20 protein-coding genes and 2 other annotated features are annotated in these 16,126 nt (G+C 41.4%); all 20 genes read right to left on the bottom strand.

Going from position 1 to position 16,126, the window contains the following annotated elements; all coding sequences use genetic code 11:
* Positions 1-68 precede the first annotated feature (68 nt).
* Positions 69-671 (bottom strand): class I SAM-dependent methyltransferase, encoded by a 603-nt coding sequence (locus tag FIU87_RS00675; protein WP_152442830.1) that lies wholly within the window; start codon positions 669-671, stop codon positions 69-71.
* A gap of 151 nt (positions 672-822) precedes the next feature.
* Positions 823-1,182, bottom strand: coding sequence for a 50S ribosomal protein L7/L12 (gene rplL, locus FIU87_RS00670; protein WP_152442829.1), 360 nt, complete (start codon positions 1,180-1,182; stop codon positions 823-825).
* A 65-nt stretch (positions 1,183-1,247) separates the two neighbouring features.
* The gene (gene rplJ / locus FIU87_RS00665) at positions 1,248-1,748 is read right to left on the bottom strand and encodes a 50S ribosomal protein L10 (protein ID WP_152442828.1); all 501 of its coding nucleotides are present in this window, start codon (positions 1,746-1,748) and stop codon (positions 1,248-1,250) included.
* 41 nt (positions 1,749-1,789) lie between these two features.
* Positions 1,790-1,936 (bottom strand) — a sequence feature (ribosomal protein L10 leader region).
* Between the two features lie 48 nt (positions 1,937-1,984).
* Positions 1,985-2,689, bottom strand: coding sequence for a 50S ribosomal protein L1 (rplA, locus tag FIU87_RS00660; RefSeq protein WP_152442827.1), 705 nt, complete (start codon positions 2,687-2,689; stop codon positions 1,985-1,987).
* 114 nt (positions 2,690-2,803) lie between these two features.
* Entirely contained in the window at positions 2,804-3,229 is a 426-nt protein-coding gene (rplK, locus tag FIU87_RS00655; protein WP_148990097.1) for a 50S ribosomal protein L11, read from the bottom strand.
* 172 nt (positions 3,230-3,401) lie between these two features.
* On the bottom strand, positions 3,402-3,935 hold the full coding sequence (nusG, locus tag FIU87_RS00650; protein ID WP_152442826.1) for a transcription termination/antitermination protein NusG: 534 nt from the start codon (positions 3,933-3,935) through the stop codon (positions 3,402-3,404).
* A gap of 361 nt (positions 3,936-4,296) precedes the next feature.
* Positions 4,297-4,479 (bottom strand): preprotein translocase subunit SecE, encoded by a 183-nt coding sequence (gene secE / locus FIU87_RS00645; RefSeq protein ID WP_152442825.1) that lies wholly within the window; start codon positions 4,477-4,479, stop codon positions 4,297-4,299.
* 31 nt (positions 4,480-4,510) lie between these two features.
* The gene (gene rpmG, locus FIU87_RS00640) at positions 4,511-4,660 is read right to left on the bottom strand and encodes a 50S ribosomal protein L33 (protein WP_152442824.1); all 150 of its coding nucleotides are present in this window, start codon (positions 4,658-4,660) and stop codon (positions 4,511-4,513) included.
* A gap of 111 nt (positions 4,661-4,771) precedes the next feature.
* Positions 4,772-5,428 (bottom strand): RNA polymerase sporulation sigma factor SigH, encoded by a 657-nt coding sequence (sigH, locus tag FIU87_RS00635; RefSeq protein ID WP_301538664.1) that lies wholly within the window; start codon positions 5,426-5,428, stop codon positions 4,772-4,774.
* A gap of 62 nt (positions 5,429-5,490) precedes the next feature.
* Positions 5,491-6,000 (bottom strand): NYN domain-containing protein, encoded by a 510-nt coding sequence (locus tag FIU87_RS00630; RefSeq protein WP_152442822.1) that lies wholly within the window; start codon positions 5,998-6,000, stop codon positions 5,491-5,493.
* Positions 6,001-6,005: 5 nt separating this feature from the next.
* Entirely contained in the window at positions 6,006-6,749 is a 744-nt protein-coding gene (gene rlmB / locus FIU87_RS00625; protein ID WP_152442821.1) for a 23S rRNA (guanosine(2251)-2'-O)-methyltransferase RlmB, read from the bottom strand.
* Positions 6,746-7,159, bottom strand: coding sequence for a Mini-ribonuclease 3 (locus FIU87_RS00620; RefSeq protein ID WP_152442820.1), 414 nt, complete (start codon positions 7,157-7,159; stop codon positions 6,746-6,748). Before FIU87_RS00620 ends, rlmB begins: the two co-directional genes overlap by 4 nt.
* A gap of 6 nt (positions 7,160-7,165) precedes the next feature.
* Positions 7,166-8,566, bottom strand: a complete 1,401-nt coding sequence (gene cysS / locus FIU87_RS00615) for a cysteine--tRNA ligase (RefSeq protein WP_152442819.1) — start codon at positions 8,564-8,566, stop codon at positions 7,166-7,168.
* The gene (gene cysE, locus FIU87_RS00610; RefSeq protein ID WP_152442818.1) at positions 8,547-9,215 is read right to left on the bottom strand and encodes a serine O-acetyltransferase; all 669 of its coding nucleotides are present in this window, start codon (positions 9,213-9,215) and stop codon (positions 8,547-8,549) included. Before cysE ends, cysS begins: the two co-directional genes overlap by 20 nt.
* 88 nt (positions 9,216-9,303) lie before the next feature.
* Positions 9,304-9,535 (bottom strand) — a binding site (T-box leader).
* Between the two features lie 61 nt (positions 9,536-9,596).
* Complete coding sequence (gene gltX, locus FIU87_RS00605; RefSeq protein WP_152442817.1) at positions 9,597-11,048, bottom strand: glutamate--tRNA ligase; 1,452 nt, start codon at positions 11,046-11,048, stop codon at positions 9,597-9,599.
* 90 nt (positions 11,049-11,138) lie between these two features.
* Positions 11,139-11,615 carry a 2-C-methyl-D-erythritol 2,4-cyclodiphosphate synthase gene (gene ispF / locus FIU87_RS00600; RefSeq protein ID WP_152442816.1) on the bottom strand — a complete coding sequence of 159 codons (477 nt, stop codon included), beginning with the start codon at positions 11,613-11,615 and terminating at the stop codon, positions 11,139-11,141.
* Positions 11,615-12,307 carry a 2-C-methyl-D-erythritol 4-phosphate cytidylyltransferase gene (gene ispD, locus FIU87_RS00595; RefSeq protein WP_152442815.1) on the bottom strand — a complete coding sequence of 231 codons (693 nt, stop codon included), beginning with the start codon at positions 12,305-12,307 and terminating at the stop codon, positions 11,615-11,617. Before ispD ends, ispF begins: the two co-directional genes overlap by 1 nt.
* A 106-nt stretch (positions 12,308-12,413) precedes the next feature.
* The gene (locus tag FIU87_RS00590; RefSeq protein WP_152442814.1) at positions 12,414-13,505 is read right to left on the bottom strand and encodes a PIN/TRAM domain-containing protein; all 1,092 of its coding nucleotides are present in this window, start codon (positions 13,503-13,505) and stop codon (positions 12,414-12,416) included.
* A 97-nt stretch (positions 13,506-13,602) separates the two neighbouring features.
* Positions 13,603-14,673 carry a DNA integrity scanning diadenylate cyclase DisA gene (disA, locus tag FIU87_RS00585; protein ID WP_152442813.1) on the bottom strand — a complete coding sequence of 357 codons (1,071 nt, stop codon included), beginning with the start codon at positions 14,671-14,673 and terminating at the stop codon, positions 13,603-13,605.
* Between the two features lie 2 nt (positions 14,674-14,675).
* Complete coding sequence (gene radA, locus FIU87_RS00580) at positions 14,676-16,052, bottom strand: DNA repair protein RadA (RefSeq protein ID WP_152442812.1); 1,377 nt, start codon at positions 16,050-16,052, stop codon at positions 14,676-14,678.
* Between the last annotated feature and the right edge of the window lie 74 nt (positions 16,053-16,126).

Raw genomic sequence — 16,126 nt, 5'->3', positions numbered from 1 at the left:
TAAAATTATTATTGCTCAGAAAAATACATATTGGCATTAAACAATGCTACCATAACAAAAAAGACTAGTCAACCTTTTTTTGACTTAATAATATAGTAGCCTTTTTTCTTTGTCACTACTTCCACTTCTTCATACAGACTCTCTAATCTCTCTAGTGCAGAAGGAGCTCCTTGCTTTTTCTGAATAACAATCCAAAGCTCTCCTCCAACCACAAGATGATCCTTTGCTTTTTCCAAAATTTCATGAACAACCGTTTTGCCAGCGCGAATGGGTGGATTAGATAAGATGGCAGCATAATTAGTAGAGGTTACCTTTTCATAGCGATCACTCATGAATACAGAAACATTTTCTACATTATTCGCTTTCGCATTTTCCTTCGCCAATTCCATTGCCCGTTCATTTACATCAACCATATGAACTTCTCGGCTTGGAAATGCTTTAGCTAAGGATAACCCAATCGGGCCGTAGCCGCAGCCTACATCTAAAATTTCACCAGCAACTTCCGGCAATTCAAACGCATCAATTAATACACGCGAACCGAAATCCACTTCTTTTTTAGAAAAAACACCTGTGTCTGTGGTGAAATGTAAACGATGACCTTTTAGTTCGAAATCCCACTGCTGGCGATTACTTTCCACAGAAGGTTTGTTTGTATAATAATGATTAGTCATACTTAGTCTCCTTATCTGATTAACAACCTTTACTTTGTTAACCAACAACTCAACCGCATATTCCAGGTTTCTAGCATACTTGAAAAAAACAGTAACGAATCGTTTAAAAAAAGCCCGCTAGGTAGCGAGCTTTTTCTTTTAAGAGCCTGTATTACTTAACTTCTACAGAAGCTCCAACTTCTTCAAGTTTAGCTTTGATTTCTTCAGCTTCTTCTTTTGCAATGCCTTCTTTAAGAGCTTTAGGAGCATTGTCAACTAGTTCTTTTGCTTCTTTTAGTCCAAGGCCAGTAAGTTCGCGAACTACTTTGATAACCTTGATTTTTTGTCCACCAGCGTTAGCTAGTACTACGTCGAATTCAGTTTGCTCAGCAGCAGCTTCAGGAGCAGCAGCACCAGCAGCTACAGGAGCAGCAGCAGTTACACCAAATTCTTCTTCGATTGCTTTTACTAGATCGTTTAATTCTAAAACAGTCATATTTTTAACCGCTTCAATGATTTGTTCGTGTGTCATTGTTAATTTCCTCCTTAGATATTATAAGTTTTATTGTTTGTCTTACTTAACTTGCTAGATTGAAATTATGCACCTTGTTCTTCTTTTTGATCTGCAACTGCTTTTGTAACAAGAGCGAGGTTGCGCATTGGAGCTTGAAGAACGCTAAGCAACATAGAAAGTAGACCTTCGCGGGATGGAAGTTCAGCAAGAGCTTTCACTTCTTCAACCGTTGCAACGTTTCCTTCGATGACACCAGCTTTGATTTCTAACGCTTCGTGTTTTTTCGCGAAGTCGTTAAGGATCTTAGCAGGAGCTACTACATCTTCAGTAGAGAATGCGATAGCGTTTGGTCCTGTTAATGCATCGTTAAGTCCGTTGATTTCAGCTGCTTCAGCCGCACGGCGAGTTAAAGAGTTTTTGTAAACCTTGAACTCAACACCTGCTTCACGAAGTTGCTTACGAAGTTCTGTTACTTCCGCTACGTTAAGTCCGCGGTAGTCTACTACGATTGTAGATACAGACGCTTTGAACTTGTCGGAGATTTCTCCAACAGCTTGTTTCTTTAATTCAACTGCTTTGCTCATCGTTACACCTCCTAAAAGTTGGTTACTACTCATACCGATCGGTGTACATTAAAAATGCCCCCACGCAGGTGGAGGCAGAAATTTTATCGCATAAAAGCACAAGGCTTTTGTTCGTAAAAATTCACACCTCGGTAGGAAATTAAGCTTTTTCAAGCACCTACTGTCTACGGTACAAACAATATCAATTTATAAACACAACGATTATTATAATCGTGTTGTTCTGTAATGTCAATATGTTAGTTTTTAACAGGTACTACAGTAGAAGTATCTACTTTTACACCAGGTCCCATTGTAGAAGTAACAGCAACGTTCTTCATGAATGTACCTTTTGCAGCAGCAGGCTTCGCTTTTTGTAGTGTTTCAAAGATTGTAGCTAAGTTATCAACTAGCTTGCTATCTTCGAAAGAGATTTTTCCGATTGGTACGTGGATGTTACCGGATTTATCAAGACGGTATTCAACTTTACCAGCTTTGATTTCGTTAACAGCTTTTGTCACATCAAATGTAACTGTACCAGTCTTAGGGTTTGGCATTAAGCCTTTAGGACCTAATACGCGTCCAAGCTTACCAACTTCACCCATCATGTCAGGAGTAGCAACGATTACGTCGAAATCGAACCAACCTTGGTTGATTTTCGCGATCATGTCAGCATCTCCAACATAGTCAGCTCCAGCAGCTTCTGCTTCTTTCGCTTTTTCGCCTTTAGCGAATACTAGAACCTTTTGTGTTTTACCAGTACCGTGTGGTAGTACTACTGCACCACGGATTTGCTGGTCGTTTTTACGAGGGTCAACTCCAAGGCGGAATGCAACTTCCACAGTAGCGTCAAACTTCGCAGTGTTTGTTTTCTTTACTAATTCGATAGCTTCGTTAACAGTGTAAGCCGTTTGACGGTCTACAAGCTTCGCAGCTTCGATGTACTTTTTACCTCTTTTAGCCATTTTAAATGTCCTCCTTATGTGGTTTTAGCGGAATAACCTCCCACGAATAAAGGTTGCGAATGAGCATAAGCAAATCCGCAACCCCAAACAGCAGTTAAATCAAAAGCGATGGGATTAGTCTTCGATAACGATACCCATGCTACGAGCAGTACCTTCAACCATGCGCATTGCAGCTTCTACGCTTGCAGCGTTAAGGTCTGGCATTTTCGTTTCCGCAATCTCGCGTACTTTATCACGCTTAACTGTTGCAACTTTATTACGGTTTGGTTCACCAGAACCAGACTCAATACCAGCTGCTTTTTTAAGTAAAACTGCAGCAGGTGGAGTTTTCGTAATAAATGTAAAGGAACGGTCTTCAAAAACCGTAATTTCAACAGGAATAATTAATCCAGCTTGATCTGCTGTACGAGCGTTGAACTCTTTACAGAAGCCCATGATGTTAACACCTGCTTGACCTAGTGCTGGTCCAACTGGTGGTGCAGGGTTAGCTTTCGCCGCTGGAATTTGTAGCTTTACCATTTTGATTACTTTTTTAGCCACGAGACACACCTCCTTAAGTCCGTGATGTGGTATCTGGGATTGCTCCCTCCCACTCAACTCATTCTTTATATATCTAATAAAGAATATTTTTTGTATTAATAGTCTCCATTCAGAGACATACTGACCTTTGAAATAATATCATTTTTACAATACGATTTCAAGTTTTTTTACATTATAATTTTTCAATTTGTGTAAAATCAAGCTCTACAGGCGTTTCTCGCCCAAACATATTCACTAGTACTTTGACTTTATGCTTCACTTTATCAAGCTCCACAATATGCCCTGTGAAGTTCGCAAATGGTCCTTCTGTAACCTTTACAGATTCTTTTATCTCGAAGTCTACCTCGACTTGCTTTTCCATCATGCCCATTCTCTTTAGGATAAAAGCAATTTCATCATCCAAAAGTGGAGTAGGCTTGGAACCAGAACCACTGGAACCAACAAATCCAGTTACTCCTGGAGTGTTTCTTACAACATACCAAGAATCGTCGGTCATGACGATTTCAACCAATACATAACCTGGGAACACTTTCTTTTTTGTTACTTTTTTCTTGCCGTTTTTAATGTCGGTTTCTTCTTCTTCAGGAACTACTACACGGAAGATTTTGTCTTGCATTCCCATCGATTCTACACGTTTTTCTAAGTTTGCTTTTACTTTATTCTCGTAACCGGAATAAGTATGAACGACGTACCAATTTTTTTCCATCCTCAAGGACTAGTGTCCGTCCCTCCCTTTTCTATCATTTCTACTATGATTTCTCTTAGTTTGACTTTTAAAAAACACCGTTTAACGCCGATGTTGGTTTCCGCAAAATGGCTTCGTGTCCTGCAGGGGCGAGTTGTGAGCCTCTTCGGCTTTCGCCTTTAGGGTCTCAAGATTGTCGCTTCATTCCCGTGGGAGTCTCCGCCATTTGCTCCAATCACCAGCTTGAAACAAATTAATAAAAAGCAAAACTAGTAGTATGGATTTTTTTCCAAATGAAAAAACCCGTTGAACGGGCTTTTGTCAGAAAGTAATATTCACATTATACCATGATATATCATTACTTATTCAAGCGCAAAAGGAATTATTTAATCACAGCGCGCAATAACTCGGAGATTCCTAAGTCCACTGCCCAGAAAAACAAAGCCATAACTACTACAGTTGTTACCACTGTAATTGTGTATCGAGTTAATTCTTTGCGTTTTGGCCAACTTACTTTCTTCATTTCACGAGCTACATCACGAAAAAAACCAGACAAACGTTGCATCCATGTAACCTCCAACCCCAGAAATACTGATCTATTTTGTCTCCCGATGAACGGTGTGAGCATTACAAACCTTACAAAACTTCTTTATCTCTAGACGCTCGCCACTTTGTGATTTCCCTTTCACTGTTGAATAGTTACGGGAAGAGCACGCCGCGCAAGCCAGTGCTACCTTACTTTGCATGAGTAACACCACCTACACATTGATGTCCATAAAAATGTAACATAGATGTAATAATTAGTCAATGTCAAGTGAATTGCTCACATGCTAAACTTCTGTAAAATTTCGAAGCGTTTACAAGGTAATTTCTCTTAGCTCTAAATATCTTTCAAGTTTTCTTTTTACTCTTTGTAACGCATTATCGATTGATTTTACATGCCGGTTTAAATCTTCTGAAATTTCCTGATAGGATCGGCCATCTAAATAAAGGGCGAGGACCTTTCTCTCCAGGTCACTTAAGAGTTCCCCCATTTTTACTTCTATATCATCAAACTCTTCTTGATTAATAATAAGCTCTTCAGGGTCCATCACTTTTGCACCGGAAATAACATCCATTAGTGTGCGGTCTGATTCTTCATCGTAAATAGGCTTGTCCAGTGATACATACGAATTTAATGGAATGTGCTTCTGCCTAGTCGCTGTTTTTATGGCAGTAATAATTTGACGCGTGATACAAAGCTCGGCAAACGCTTTAAAGGAAGTAAGCTTGTCCTCTTTAAAATCACGAATTGCTTTGTACAGCCCTATCATTCCTTCTTGAACAATATCCTCACGATCTGCACCAATGAGAAAATAGGATCTGGCCTTTGCACGGACAAAGTTTTTGTACTTGTTTATTAAGTAATCAAGTGCTTCACTATCTCCTGTATGCACAAGCTCTACCATTTGTTCGTCTTCCATAAGCTCTAATGTCCTGTTGGCATTTCTCGGTTCGCTTAATATCACACCTATCCCCCCGGATGAATCAGTAGATAGAAATATTATACAGTAGGCGTAAATTGACCGTCAACCACTCATCGCTGTCCTCGGCGCCATTTTTCGAAAATTGCAGAAATTTCATGATCTAATTCAATCCGTTTGGACGGCTTCTGATTTGTGAATTTTGACACCCGTTTCTTAATGCGCTCTTCAATGTTATTGGATTCATTTAACAGTTCCCTGGCCGACTTTCTTAAAGCTCCCTGGCCAAAAATAGCCCATTGTTCCGTAAAGTCCGATGTAGCTACGTGGATCTGCGTCCGAATATCACTGAGACTGATTGCAAGCTTTTCAATTCGCTCATCTGCGGTTTCATTTTCCTTTGTATAAATAACTTCTATTCTGTGATTTTTATATTTTGTTTCTATTCCTTGTGAAAGATGGGCATCAAATACAATAATTACTTTATAGCCTGTGTAAGCTTGGTATTCTGCCATTTTGGAAATCAGGATGTCACGAGCCAGAGCGAGATCCTGATCTTTCCATTTCCTAAGCTCTGGCCATGCTCCAATTATGTTGTATCCATCCACCAATAGAATATCCATCCCGCTTACTCTCCTGCCGGCATTCTTTTACGAAAAACCTCATACATTAATAGACTTGCTGCCACAGATGCATTCAATGAGGTTACCTTACCAACCATGGGCAAAGAGACAAGAAAGTCACATTTATCCCGTAAGAGTCGTGCCATTCCCTTGCCCTCACTTCCGATAATGAGGCCAACAGGTAAGGAGCCATCCATGTTTCGGTAATCCACCTTCCCCTTCGCATCTGTACCGAAAATCCATACGCCTTTTCCCTTCAACTCATCCACCGTACGGGCAAGATTCGTTACACGAACAACAGGAATATGTTCAATGGCGCCAGTGGAAGCCTTCGCCACCGTTGCAGTAAGCCCTACCGCTCGTCGTTTTGGAATGATGATTCCGTGTGCACCAACGGCATCTGCTGTTCTCATGATGGAGCCTAAATTATGCGGATCTTCTATCTCATCTAGTATCAAAAAGAAGGGATCTTCGTTTCTTTCTGCAGCTACTTGAAATAGATCATCCATTTCTGCATAGTCATACGCAGCCACAGACGCTACTACACCTTGATGATTTCCTTCCACCATCTGATCTATTTTTTTGCGCGGCACGAATTGCACCAACACGTTTGCTTCTTTCGCCATTGCGATAACCTGTTGGATCGAACCTTTTTGTCCGCCTTCTGCTATCCAAAGCTTATTAATTTCACGGTTTGACTTTAAAGCCTCCAACACTGGATTGCGCCCCATGATAAATTCTTGTGTCATCCTTCCTCACCTCTCTTACCTTCTGCAAGCTCTATGCAAGTAACTATGATTTCTTCCATTCTTTCCATTTGTCCTCCTAAATACAAGTAGCCAAGCAATGCTTCAAACGCCGTAGAATAACGATAGGTTTGAACATCTGTGTTTTTTGGAACGGTCCCAGATTTGGCATTCCTACCTCTGCGGATGACCGCCTGTTCCTCCTCTGTGAAGAAACCCTTGTCCATTAATTGATGAAGGTGCTGTGCCTGCGACTTTGCAGACACATAACTTGTAGCAGCCCGGTGTAGCTGATTCGGACGAACCTTACCTGCTTTCAACAGATGATGCCGGATATACCCTTCGTATACGGCATCTCCCATGTAGGCAAGCGCTAAACTATTTAGCATCTTCACATCTATTTTGTTGTTCATGAAGGTCTATCCTCTTTTCCAACGTGTACCTTGAGCTGTATCTTCCAAAATAATATTTTTTGCCTTCAGCTCATCACGAATTTCATCTGACCTAGTAAAGTCACGATTTTTACGTGCTTCTATTCGTTCCTGAATTAACTTTTCAATTTCCTCATCCAGCAGCTCTTCCTCGGCGGTCAATGATACGCCAAGCACCTCAAATAATTCTTCAAACTGTGTAATAAATGCTTCTAACACCTTTTTAGACGTGTTTTTCTCGTTTAAGTAAACATTGGCCTGTTTCGCCATTTCAAAAAGCACTGATACTGCATTAGCCGTATTAAAATCATCATCCATCACTTCAACAAATTCGCGATTGAACCCTGCTATCTTCTCTACCCACTCTGCTTCATTCTCAGCAAGGTCTGCTGTGTTTGCTAAGCGATGCTTAAGATTTTCATAGGCTGTGCGAAGTCTGTCCAAGCCGTTTTTTGTGCTTTGCAAAAGCTCCTCGTTGTAATTGATAGGATGACGGTAATGAACCGATATCATGAAAAAGCGAAGCAGCTGTGGATCATACTTTTTGATAATATCGTGTACAAGCACAAAGTTCCCAAGTGACTTGGACATTTTTTCGTTATCGATATTAATATACCCATTATGAAGCCAGTATTTTGCAAAGGTTTTTCCTGTCATAGCTTCAGACTGGGCAATTTCATTTTCATGATGTGGAAAGGATAGATCCTGGCCGCCTGCATGAATATCAATCGTATCACCTAAGTATTTTCGTACCATAGCTGAGCATTCAATGTGCCAGCCTGGACGTCCTTCTCCCCATGGGCTCTCCCAAGCAATTTCCCCTGGCTTCGCCGCTTTCCATAGTACAAAGTCCAATGCATCTTGTTTCTTTTCCCCTACTCCGATTCGTGAGCCCAGCTGCAGGTCCTCAATAGGCTGATGAGATAGCTTTCCATATTCTTTAAACGCTTTTGTACGATAATAAACGTCGCCACCTGACTCGTAAGCATAGCCTTTGTCTATAAGCGCCTCAATAAACTCAATAATAATATCGATGTTTTCGGTTACTCTTGGATGCACGTCGGCTTTTTTGCAGCCAAGTGCGGACACATCCTCATGATAAGCAGCAATAAAGCGTTCTGCAATCGTCGGAACATCCTCCCCAAGCTCTTCTGCTGCTTTAATCAGCTTGTCGTCTACGTCGGTGAAATTTGAAACAAAATTCACTTCATATCCACGGTACTCCAGATACCTTCTTACCGTATCAAATACAATGGCAGGCCTTGCATTTCCGATATGGATATAATTATAAACGGTCGGTCCGCAAACATACATTTTTACTTTTCCTTCTTGTAGCGGAACGAATTTTTCTTTCTTTCGAGTTAATGTATTAAAAAGATGAATGCTCATCTACGTTCTTCCCTTCTTTTAAAAGTTGCAGTTCTTTTTGTAGGTTTGCAATTTGCATTTCCATATTCGCACACCTGTCCCCTAAAGGATCTGGAAGGTCATGGTGATCTAAATTCCTCATTTTCACCTTAACTCCATCCTGTATGACAATTTTTCCTGGAATCCCAACTACAGTGGAATTTGCCGGCACATCCTTCAACACAACAGAGCCCGCTCCCACCTTGGAATTTTCTCCAATGGTGATAGAGCCTAACACTTTCGCTCCCGTTGCAATCAAGGCATTATCCAGGATGGTCGGGTGTCTTTTTCCTTTTTCTTTCCCTGTCCCGCCAAGTGTCACACCTTGAAATACAGTTACATTATTCCCAATTTCACAGGTTTCTCCTATAACGACACCCATGCCGTGGTCAATAAAGAAGCGACGACCTATCTTTGCTCCTGGATGAATTTCGATACCTGTAAAGAAACGGCTCACTTGTGAAATGATTCTAGCAATAAAGAACATTTTCCGTTTAAAGAAACCGTGTGCAAGCCTGTGTGCCCAAATAGCATGAAGGCCTGAATACGTTAATATTACCTCAATATAGCTTCTAGCCGCAGGATCCTGTTCGAATACCACTTCGATGTCTTCCTTTAACGTTCGGAACATATTCGCTCCTCCTTTCCGAATACGCGCATTCTTCTGTGATATGTTGCATGTTAATGCACGAATAGAAAAAGCGCCCCTGTGTCCATGACACAGAGACGCTTTTTGCGCGGTTCCACTCTGTTTGGATGAATATCAATCTTTCATCCCTACTTAAACCCTCATAACGGGAGGTACCGCCATTACCTAGTAGACATTCATGCCGTTCAGCAATAGACTCAGAGGTGCATTTCAAAGAATTCATACCTTAAATCGCTTGCAGCCCATGGCGATTCTCTCTAAAAAGGATGATGTTCTTTTACTCTCCTCTTCTACATTCTATATAGGACGTAACTAATCGTTAAAAATAAGATAGTTATATCATATTACGTTTTATTAAAAATGTTAACCAATAAGTTTTGATAATCTAGCAAGAACCGTATCTTTTCCTAAAAGATGTAGGGTTTGTGGTAAATCACGGCCATGTGTCTGCCCAGTTGTTGCTACACGAATTGGCATAAATAGCTTTTTCCCTTTATGTCCTGTTGCTTTTTGAACAGCTTTCGTTGCAGCTTTGATTTCTTCCACCGTGAAGTCCACAGTTGCCTCTAATTGCTCTTTAAAGGATGCCACTACCTCTGGCACCTGCTCTTCGGCTAGCACTGCTTTTGCCTCTTCATCATATGCAATATCGGTTTGGAAGAACATTTCTGTTAGCTCAACAATTTCCGCTCCAAAGCTCATTTGTTCCTGGTAAAGGGCGATTAACTCCTTTGCCCACTCTTGTTGCTCTGGCGATAAATCCTTCGGCAAACGTCCTGCCTTCATAAGATGCGGCAAGGATAGTTCCGTTAGTTTATCCAGCTCTAGTGTTTTTATATACTGATTGTTCATCCACATTAGCTTGTGTGTATCAAAAACAGCTGGTGATTTAGACAAACGTGCTGTATCAAAGATTTCGATAAAAGTCTCCTTCGAGAACACTTCCTCTTCTCCAGCCGGTGACCACCCTAGTAATGCAATAAAATTGAACAAGGCCTCAGGAAGGTAGCCTAGCTCTTCATACTGCTCGATGAACTGAATAATCGACTCATCACGTTTACTTAGCTTTTTGCGGCTTTCATTTACAATCAGTGTCATATGACCGAATGTAGGAATGTCCCAGCCAAGCGCATCATAAATCAAAATTTGTTTTGGCGTATTGGAAATATGATCATCTCCACGAAGAACATGAGAGATTTTCATTTGATGGTCATCTACCGCAACAGCGAAGTTGTAGGTTGGCGTACCGTCCTTCTTGACGATTACATAGTCTCCCATGCCATCTGTTTCAAAGGTTACTTCCCCCTTCACCATATCGGTAAAGGTAACATCCTGACCTTCTGGTACACGGAAACGAATGCTTGGCTGTCTGCCCTCCGCTTCAAAAGCTTGCTGCTCTTCTTGTGTTAAATCGCGATGCTTACCAGAATAGCGCGGGTTTTCCCCCTTTGCCATTTGCTCTTCGCGTTCTGCTTCAAGCTCCTCTTCCGTACAATAGCATTTATAGGCAAGACCTTTATCTAATAGCTCATTATAGTACTTTGCATAGATATCGTTTCTTTCCGATTGGCGGTATGGTCCGTACTCTCCGCCTACATCGACACTCTCATCCCAATCCATTCCTAGCCATTTTAAATATTTCAGCTGACTCTCTTCTCCGCCAGCAATGTTTCTCTTTTTATCGGTATCTTCAATACGGATAATAAATTGGCCATTTTGGCTGCGCGCAAAAAGATAATTAAATAGCGCAGTTCTGGCATTTCCTATATGTAAGTGCCCTGTTGGACTTGGGGCATAGCGAACACGAACTGTCATCGTTTGTACCTCCGTTTTCCGCCCACTTTCCTCCGGCGGTTATTTCAAAAATTCCTTGCATTATTTTAACACAAAAAATGCCGCTCGTATCTATTTCTTTCGTAACAACACAGCAGCCTGGGCAGCGATTCCTTCTTCTCTACCCGTAAAGCCCAGCTTTTCCGTTGTGGTGGCTTTAACATTGACACACTCCACGTCTGCTTCTAACAGCTCCGCAATTCGTTTTCGCATCGGTTCAATATAAGGAGCCATTTTGGGCTTTTGTGCAATAATCGTACAGTCTACATTCCCAAGCTCATAGCCTTTTTCCTTTACTATCGCCCAGACCTGTTGCATCAACACCGCGGAATCTGCATTTTTAAAGGCTGGATCTGTATCGGGAAAATGCTTGCCAATGTCTCCTTCGCCTATTGCGCCAAGACATGCGTCAGAAATCGTATGTAAAAGAACGTCTGCATCCGAATGACCAAGCAGCCCTTTTTCATACGGTATGGTAATTCCTCCAATAATTAACGGCCGGTTTTCTGCAAATTGATGTACATCAAATCCTTGTCCAATTCGAAACATTACGCCCTCTCCTTTTGTTTTTCTAAGATAGCTTTAGCTAATATTAAATCATCTGGTGTGGTTAATTTTATATTTTCATAATCGCCTTCTACTATTTTAACGGGGAAGGATATTTTTTCAACAAGACTCGCTTCATCTGTTCCTAAATAGCCTGTTTTCTTTGCTTTGGCGTGAGCATCCATCAAAACCGGATAGCGAAATGCTTGCGGAGTTTGAATAGACCACAGGCTGGATCGTTCCACAGTTTCCTCCACCATTCCCTCTTGATTCACTCGTTTAATGGTATCTTTTACAGGAACAGCAACAATCGCCGCTCCTTCGTTGGCAGCTTCATGGACCAGTCTGTGGATGACTTTTTGCGTGATAAAGGGTCTCGCGCCATCATGCACAAGCACAATTCCTTCTGGAGTCGTCGCCTTGAGCCCATTATACACACTATCTTGACGTTCTTTTCCACCATACGTTACTTCTTTTATTTTTTGGAACGAATAGGTGGTAAGAAGCTCTTGAAAAATGGTGGTTTCTTTTTCGTTGATGACGAGCTTGATTTCCATGCAGGCTGGGTCTTGCTCAAAAACAGACAAGGTGTGAATGATGACGGGCTTGCCTGCAAGTTCGATGAATTGTTTGTTCATGCCTGCGTTCATGCGTTTACCTTGTCCTGCCGCTAATACGATGACATTATACTTCATTTTTGCCTCTCCCATAGCATTTCTATTTTTATGGCTGTTGTTTCCGCTAAACAACATCAACCCTCTTATATGGTGTTAAGAGGGTGAGGATGTTGGTAGTATTCTCTTATAATGCGGCCCGTTCTAGTTGCTTGGGCTTGGCGAAAATCATCCGACCTGCGGAAGTTTGCAATACGCTCGTAACCAAGACTTGAATATGCTTTCCGATATAGTCGCGGCCTTCCTCTACCACAATCATCGTGCCATCATCTAGGTAGGCAACTCCTTGATTATGTTCTTTGCCGTCTTTAATCACTTGAACGGTCAGCTCTTCACCAGGAAGGACAACCGGTTTTACCGCATTGGCCAGATCATTAATATTTAGCACTTCCACATTTTGCAGTTCACACACTTTATTTAAGTTAAAGTCATTTGTGACGACTACCCCTGAAGTGAGCTTGGCCAATTTTACAAGCTTACTGTCCACTTCCTGTATATCCTCAAAATTACCTTCATAAATTTCCACTTTTATGGCTAGTTCTTTTTGAATTCTATTTAAGATATCTAATCCTCGTCTGCCTCGATTTCTCTTTAACACATCCGATGAGTCGGCGATGTGCTGAAGTTCTTCTAGAACAAAGCGTGGGATGACAATCGTTCCTTCTAAAAAGCCTGTCTGACAAATATCTGCTACTCTGCCATCTATAATCACACTAGTATCCAATATTTTTAGCTTCTTAGAGGACAAGTCTAGCTCATCATCCTCTATAGATTTTTTCTTTCCAAACTTGGATGAGATAGAGAATAGATTCACCAGTTCGTCTCGCTTTTTAAAGCCGACCTGAAATCCAAGATAACCTAATAGAATAGTAATAAATATAGGGAAAATAGCGCTGACAAATGGAATCCTTTCCAAAGGAATGACAGCCAGATAGGCAACAATCAACCCGAAAATAAGGCCGAGACTTCCGAATAATACATCGGTTACTGGTGCTTTTACCAGCGATTCCTCTATCCATTTAATAAATCCAACTACATAATCCACTAACCAAAAAGTAAGGATAAAAAATATAATTGCTCCTAATATCGCAACAGTATAAGGCTTTGTAAGAAAAGGAATGTCTCCTAGATTTAAGATGGAAAAAAGCTCTGGAATAAAGAATATTCCAAGGGTCCCACCAAGAATTAAAAAGAAAAGTTGAACCATACGCCTTAACATTATTGCCTCACCTCCCTTTATTCATTATAAACAGTTTCGCTTAAATAAAACCTGCAAAAGGCTATTAATTTTTTTTGTTATGAATTTGTCACATTCCCTACATCTGACGGTCTATTAAAAGCTGGTCCTGAATTCGCTTCAGGCCTTCTTTTATTTTTCTAGCGCGCACCTCGCCAATCCCATCTACTTCATCTAGTTCTTCTACCGTAGCGGTGAGGATATGCTTTAATTTTTGAAACTGACAAACAAGATTTTCAATAACAAGGGGAGGAAGTCTCGGAATCTTGTGCAATACTCTATAGCCTCTTGGCAGCACCATTTCATCCTGATTCATAAAACCTGAGTATCCTAGCATCTTCAAAATAACAGCATCATCTAATAGATCGGTATTTGCCATATCCTGAAGCCTCTTTAAAATGAGGAAGGCATCCATATCCTTGTCTGCACAATAATCTTTAATCAGCAAGATTGCTTCTTCCTCAATATGTGCCAATAGCTCGGTCATTTGCAATCGAATGAGGCGCCCTTCTGTTCCCAGCTCATTAATATAGCTAATAATCTCATTTTTAATTCGTAATACCATTTCTATACGATGCACAACCTGTAAAAGTTCCGAAAGTGAAACTTGTTCTTCAAATTCCAGCGCACCAAGCGTAGTTATCCCTTGGTCCAATACGGTTTTGTATTTTTCTAACGTTTGGATTGCTTGATTGGCTTTGGTAAAAATAACCCCGATATCCCGGAGTGCATACCGAAAATCGCCTTTATAAAGGGTAATGACATTTCGGCGCTGAGAAATAGCAATCACAAGACAGCCCGTTTGCTTGGCCACACGCTCGGCCGTACGGTGCCTCATCCCCGTTTCTGTGGAGAGAATGGTAGGATTTGGGGTTAATTGGGCATTAGCATAAAGGATTTTTGTTCCTTTTTCATTTAAAATAATTGCGCCGTCCATCTTGGCCAATTCATATACATAGGCAGGACTGAACGAGCAGTTAATCGAAAAGCCACCATCGACCATATCACGAACCTTTTCATTAAAGCCTACCACGACGAGACCACCCGTTTTCGAGCGAAGGATATTGTTAATCCCCTCCCGTATTGGCGTTCCTGGGGCAATAAATTGCAAGGTATCTGCCATTACATCTTTTTTCCTTTGTTCTTCCATCTCTATCCCCCTAGAGTATATTGAAGAGCCTGGTCAATTGTTGCAACACCTATCACGCTAATCCCTTCTGGAGCTGTCCACCCTCCTAAATTTTTGGAAGGGATGATAACACGCTTAAAGCCTAGTTTGGCTGCTTCCTGCACTCTTTGTTCTATACGAGATACTCGCCGTATTTCTCCTGTTAAGCCTACCTCTCCAATGACTACATCGGTTGGTTCAGAGGTTTGATTTCGAAAGCTTGAAGCAATACTCACAGCCACAGCCAAATCGATCGCAGGTTCATCCAGCTTTACCCCGCCTGCCACCTTTAAATAGGCATCCTGGTTTTGTAGAAGCAGACCAACCCTTTTTTCCAACACTGCCATAATTAACGAGACTCTGTTATGATCAATGCCTGTTGCCATTCTTCTTGGGTTTCCGTAGCCTGTTGGCGAAATGAGCGCTTGAATTTCCACAAGCACTGGTCGGGTACCTTCCATTGAGGCAACCACGGTCGACCCCGCCGCTCCTTTAGAACGCTCTTCTAAGAAAATTTCAGAAGGATTTTTCACCTCTGTTAATCCTTCTTCCTTCATTTCAAAAATTCCTATCTCATTTGTGGAACCGAATCGATTTTTTACGGACCGAAGTATCCGGTATGTATGATGTCGTTCCCCTTCAAAATACAAAACAGTATCCACCATATGTTCTAAAAGTCGAGGTCCCGCTATTGAACCCTCTTTTGTCACATGTCCAACTATAAAGACAGCGATATTTTTTGTTTTGGCGATGCGCATCAATTCTGCGGTACATTCCCTTACCTGAGATACACTTCCTGGTGCGGAGGTAACAGCAGGATGATAGACTGTTTGGATGGAGTCTACTACGAGTAACGTAGGCTGTACATCATCCACCGCTTTTGCGACTAGCTCAAAGTCCGTCTCTGATAACACAAACAGTTCTTCCGCTTGCACGCCTAGTCGGTCTGCACGTAGCTTTGTCTGTTGAACAGATTCTTCTCCTGAAATATAAAGAACGCGATGCTTCTTTAATGCTAGCTGACAGCATACCTGAAGCAATAAGGTAGATTTGCCAATACCGGGATCTCCCCCAATAAGAACGAGGGAGCCTTGAACAAGTCCTCCACCAAGCACGCGATTACACTCTTCCATATCTGTATGAATTCTTGTTTCATTTAGCTTCTCTACTGTGGTTATGGATTCTGCTTTTTTTGCAAGCGTCGAAACAGAAGTGGTAAACCCTCCCCTTCTTGGGGTCCTGGATTCCTCTAGCTCTTCTGTCATCGTATTCCATGCATGACACCCTGGACATTTCCCCATCCATTTGGGAGACTCATAGCCACATTCCTTACACATGAATTTCGTCTTTCTTTTTGCCATCCAAAAAATCCTCTCTATTCTGGTGGCATGTCTCTCTTTAGCTTCGTATTGTATTCCACCAATTATTTTATTCC

Origin of the sequence: Bacillus sp. THAF10, assembly GCF_009363695.1 — a bacterium.
Taxonomy (GTDB): Bacteria; Bacillota; Bacilli; order Bacillales; family Bacillaceae_I; genus Sutcliffiella_A.
The sequence above is the reverse complement of the archived record's forward strand: the minus strand, read 5'-3'. Positions and strand labels throughout refer to the sequence as shown.

Excerpts from the sequence above, each read along its gene's own strand:
- FIU87_RS00675 (WP_152442830.1), bottom strand. The coding sequence starts at position 671 with ATGACTAATCATTATTATACAAACAAACCTTCTGTGGAAAGTAATCGC.
- rplL (WP_152442829.1), bottom strand. The coding sequence starts at position 1,182 with ATGACACACGAACAAATCATTGAAGCGGTTAAAAATATGACTGTTTTA.
- rplJ (WP_152442828.1), bottom strand. The coding sequence starts at position 1,748 with ATGAGCAAAGCAGTTGAATTAAAGAAACAAGCTGTTGGAGAAATCTCC.
- rplA (WP_152442827.1), bottom strand. The coding sequence starts at position 2,689 with ATGGCTAAAAGAGGTAAAAAGTACATCGAAGCTGCGAAGCTTGTAGAC.
- nusG (WP_152442826.1), bottom strand. The coding sequence starts at position 3,935 with ATGGAAAAAAATTGGTACGTCGTTCATACTTATTCCGGTTACGAGAAT.
- secE (WP_152442825.1), bottom strand. The coding sequence starts at position 4,479 with ATGCAACGTTTGTCTGGTTTTTTTCGTGATGTAGCTCGTGAAATGAAG.
- rpmG (WP_152442824.1), bottom strand. The coding sequence starts at position 4,660 with ATGCAAAGTAAGGTAGCACTGGCTTGCGCGGCGTGCTCTTCCCGTAAC.
- FIU87_RS00630 (WP_152442822.1), bottom strand. The coding sequence starts at position 6,000 with ATGGATATTCTATTGGTGGATGGATACAACATAATTGGAGCATGGCCA.
- rlmB (WP_152442821.1), bottom strand. The coding sequence starts at position 6,749 with ATGACACAAGAATTTATCATGGGGCGCAATCCAGTGTTGGAGGCTTTA.
- FIU87_RS00620 (WP_152442820.1), bottom strand. The coding sequence starts at position 7,159 with ATGAACAACAAAATAGATGTGAAGATGCTAAATAGTTTAGCGCTTGCC.
- cysS (WP_152442819.1), bottom strand. The coding sequence starts at position 8,566 with ATGAGCATTCATCTTTTTAATACATTAACTCGAAAGAAAGAAAAATTC.
- cysE (WP_152442818.1), bottom strand. The coding sequence starts at position 9,215 with ATGTTCCGAACGTTAAAGGAAGACATCGAAGTGGTATTCGAACAGGAT.
- gltX (WP_152442817.1), bottom strand. The coding sequence starts at position 11,048 with ATGACAGTTCGTGTTCGCTATGCCCCAAGTCCAACAGGGCACTTACAT.
- ispF (WP_152442816.1), bottom strand. The coding sequence starts at position 11,615 with ATGTTTCGAATTGGACAAGGATTTGATGTACATCAATTTGCAGAAAAC.
- ispD (WP_152442815.1), bottom strand. The coding sequence starts at position 12,307 with ATGAAGTATAATGTCATCGTATTAGCGGCAGGACAAGGTAAACGCATG.
- FIU87_RS00590 (WP_152442814.1), bottom strand. The coding sequence starts at position 13,505 with ATGTTAAGGCGTATGGTTCAACTTTTCTTTTTAATTCTTGGTGGGACC.
- disA (WP_152442813.1), bottom strand. The coding sequence starts at position 14,673 with ATGGAAGAACAAAGGAAAAAAGATGTAATGGCAGATACCTTGCAATTT.
- radA (WP_152442812.1), bottom strand. The coding sequence starts at position 16,052 with ATGGCAAAAAGAAAGACGAAATTCATGTGTAAGGAATGTGGCTATGAG.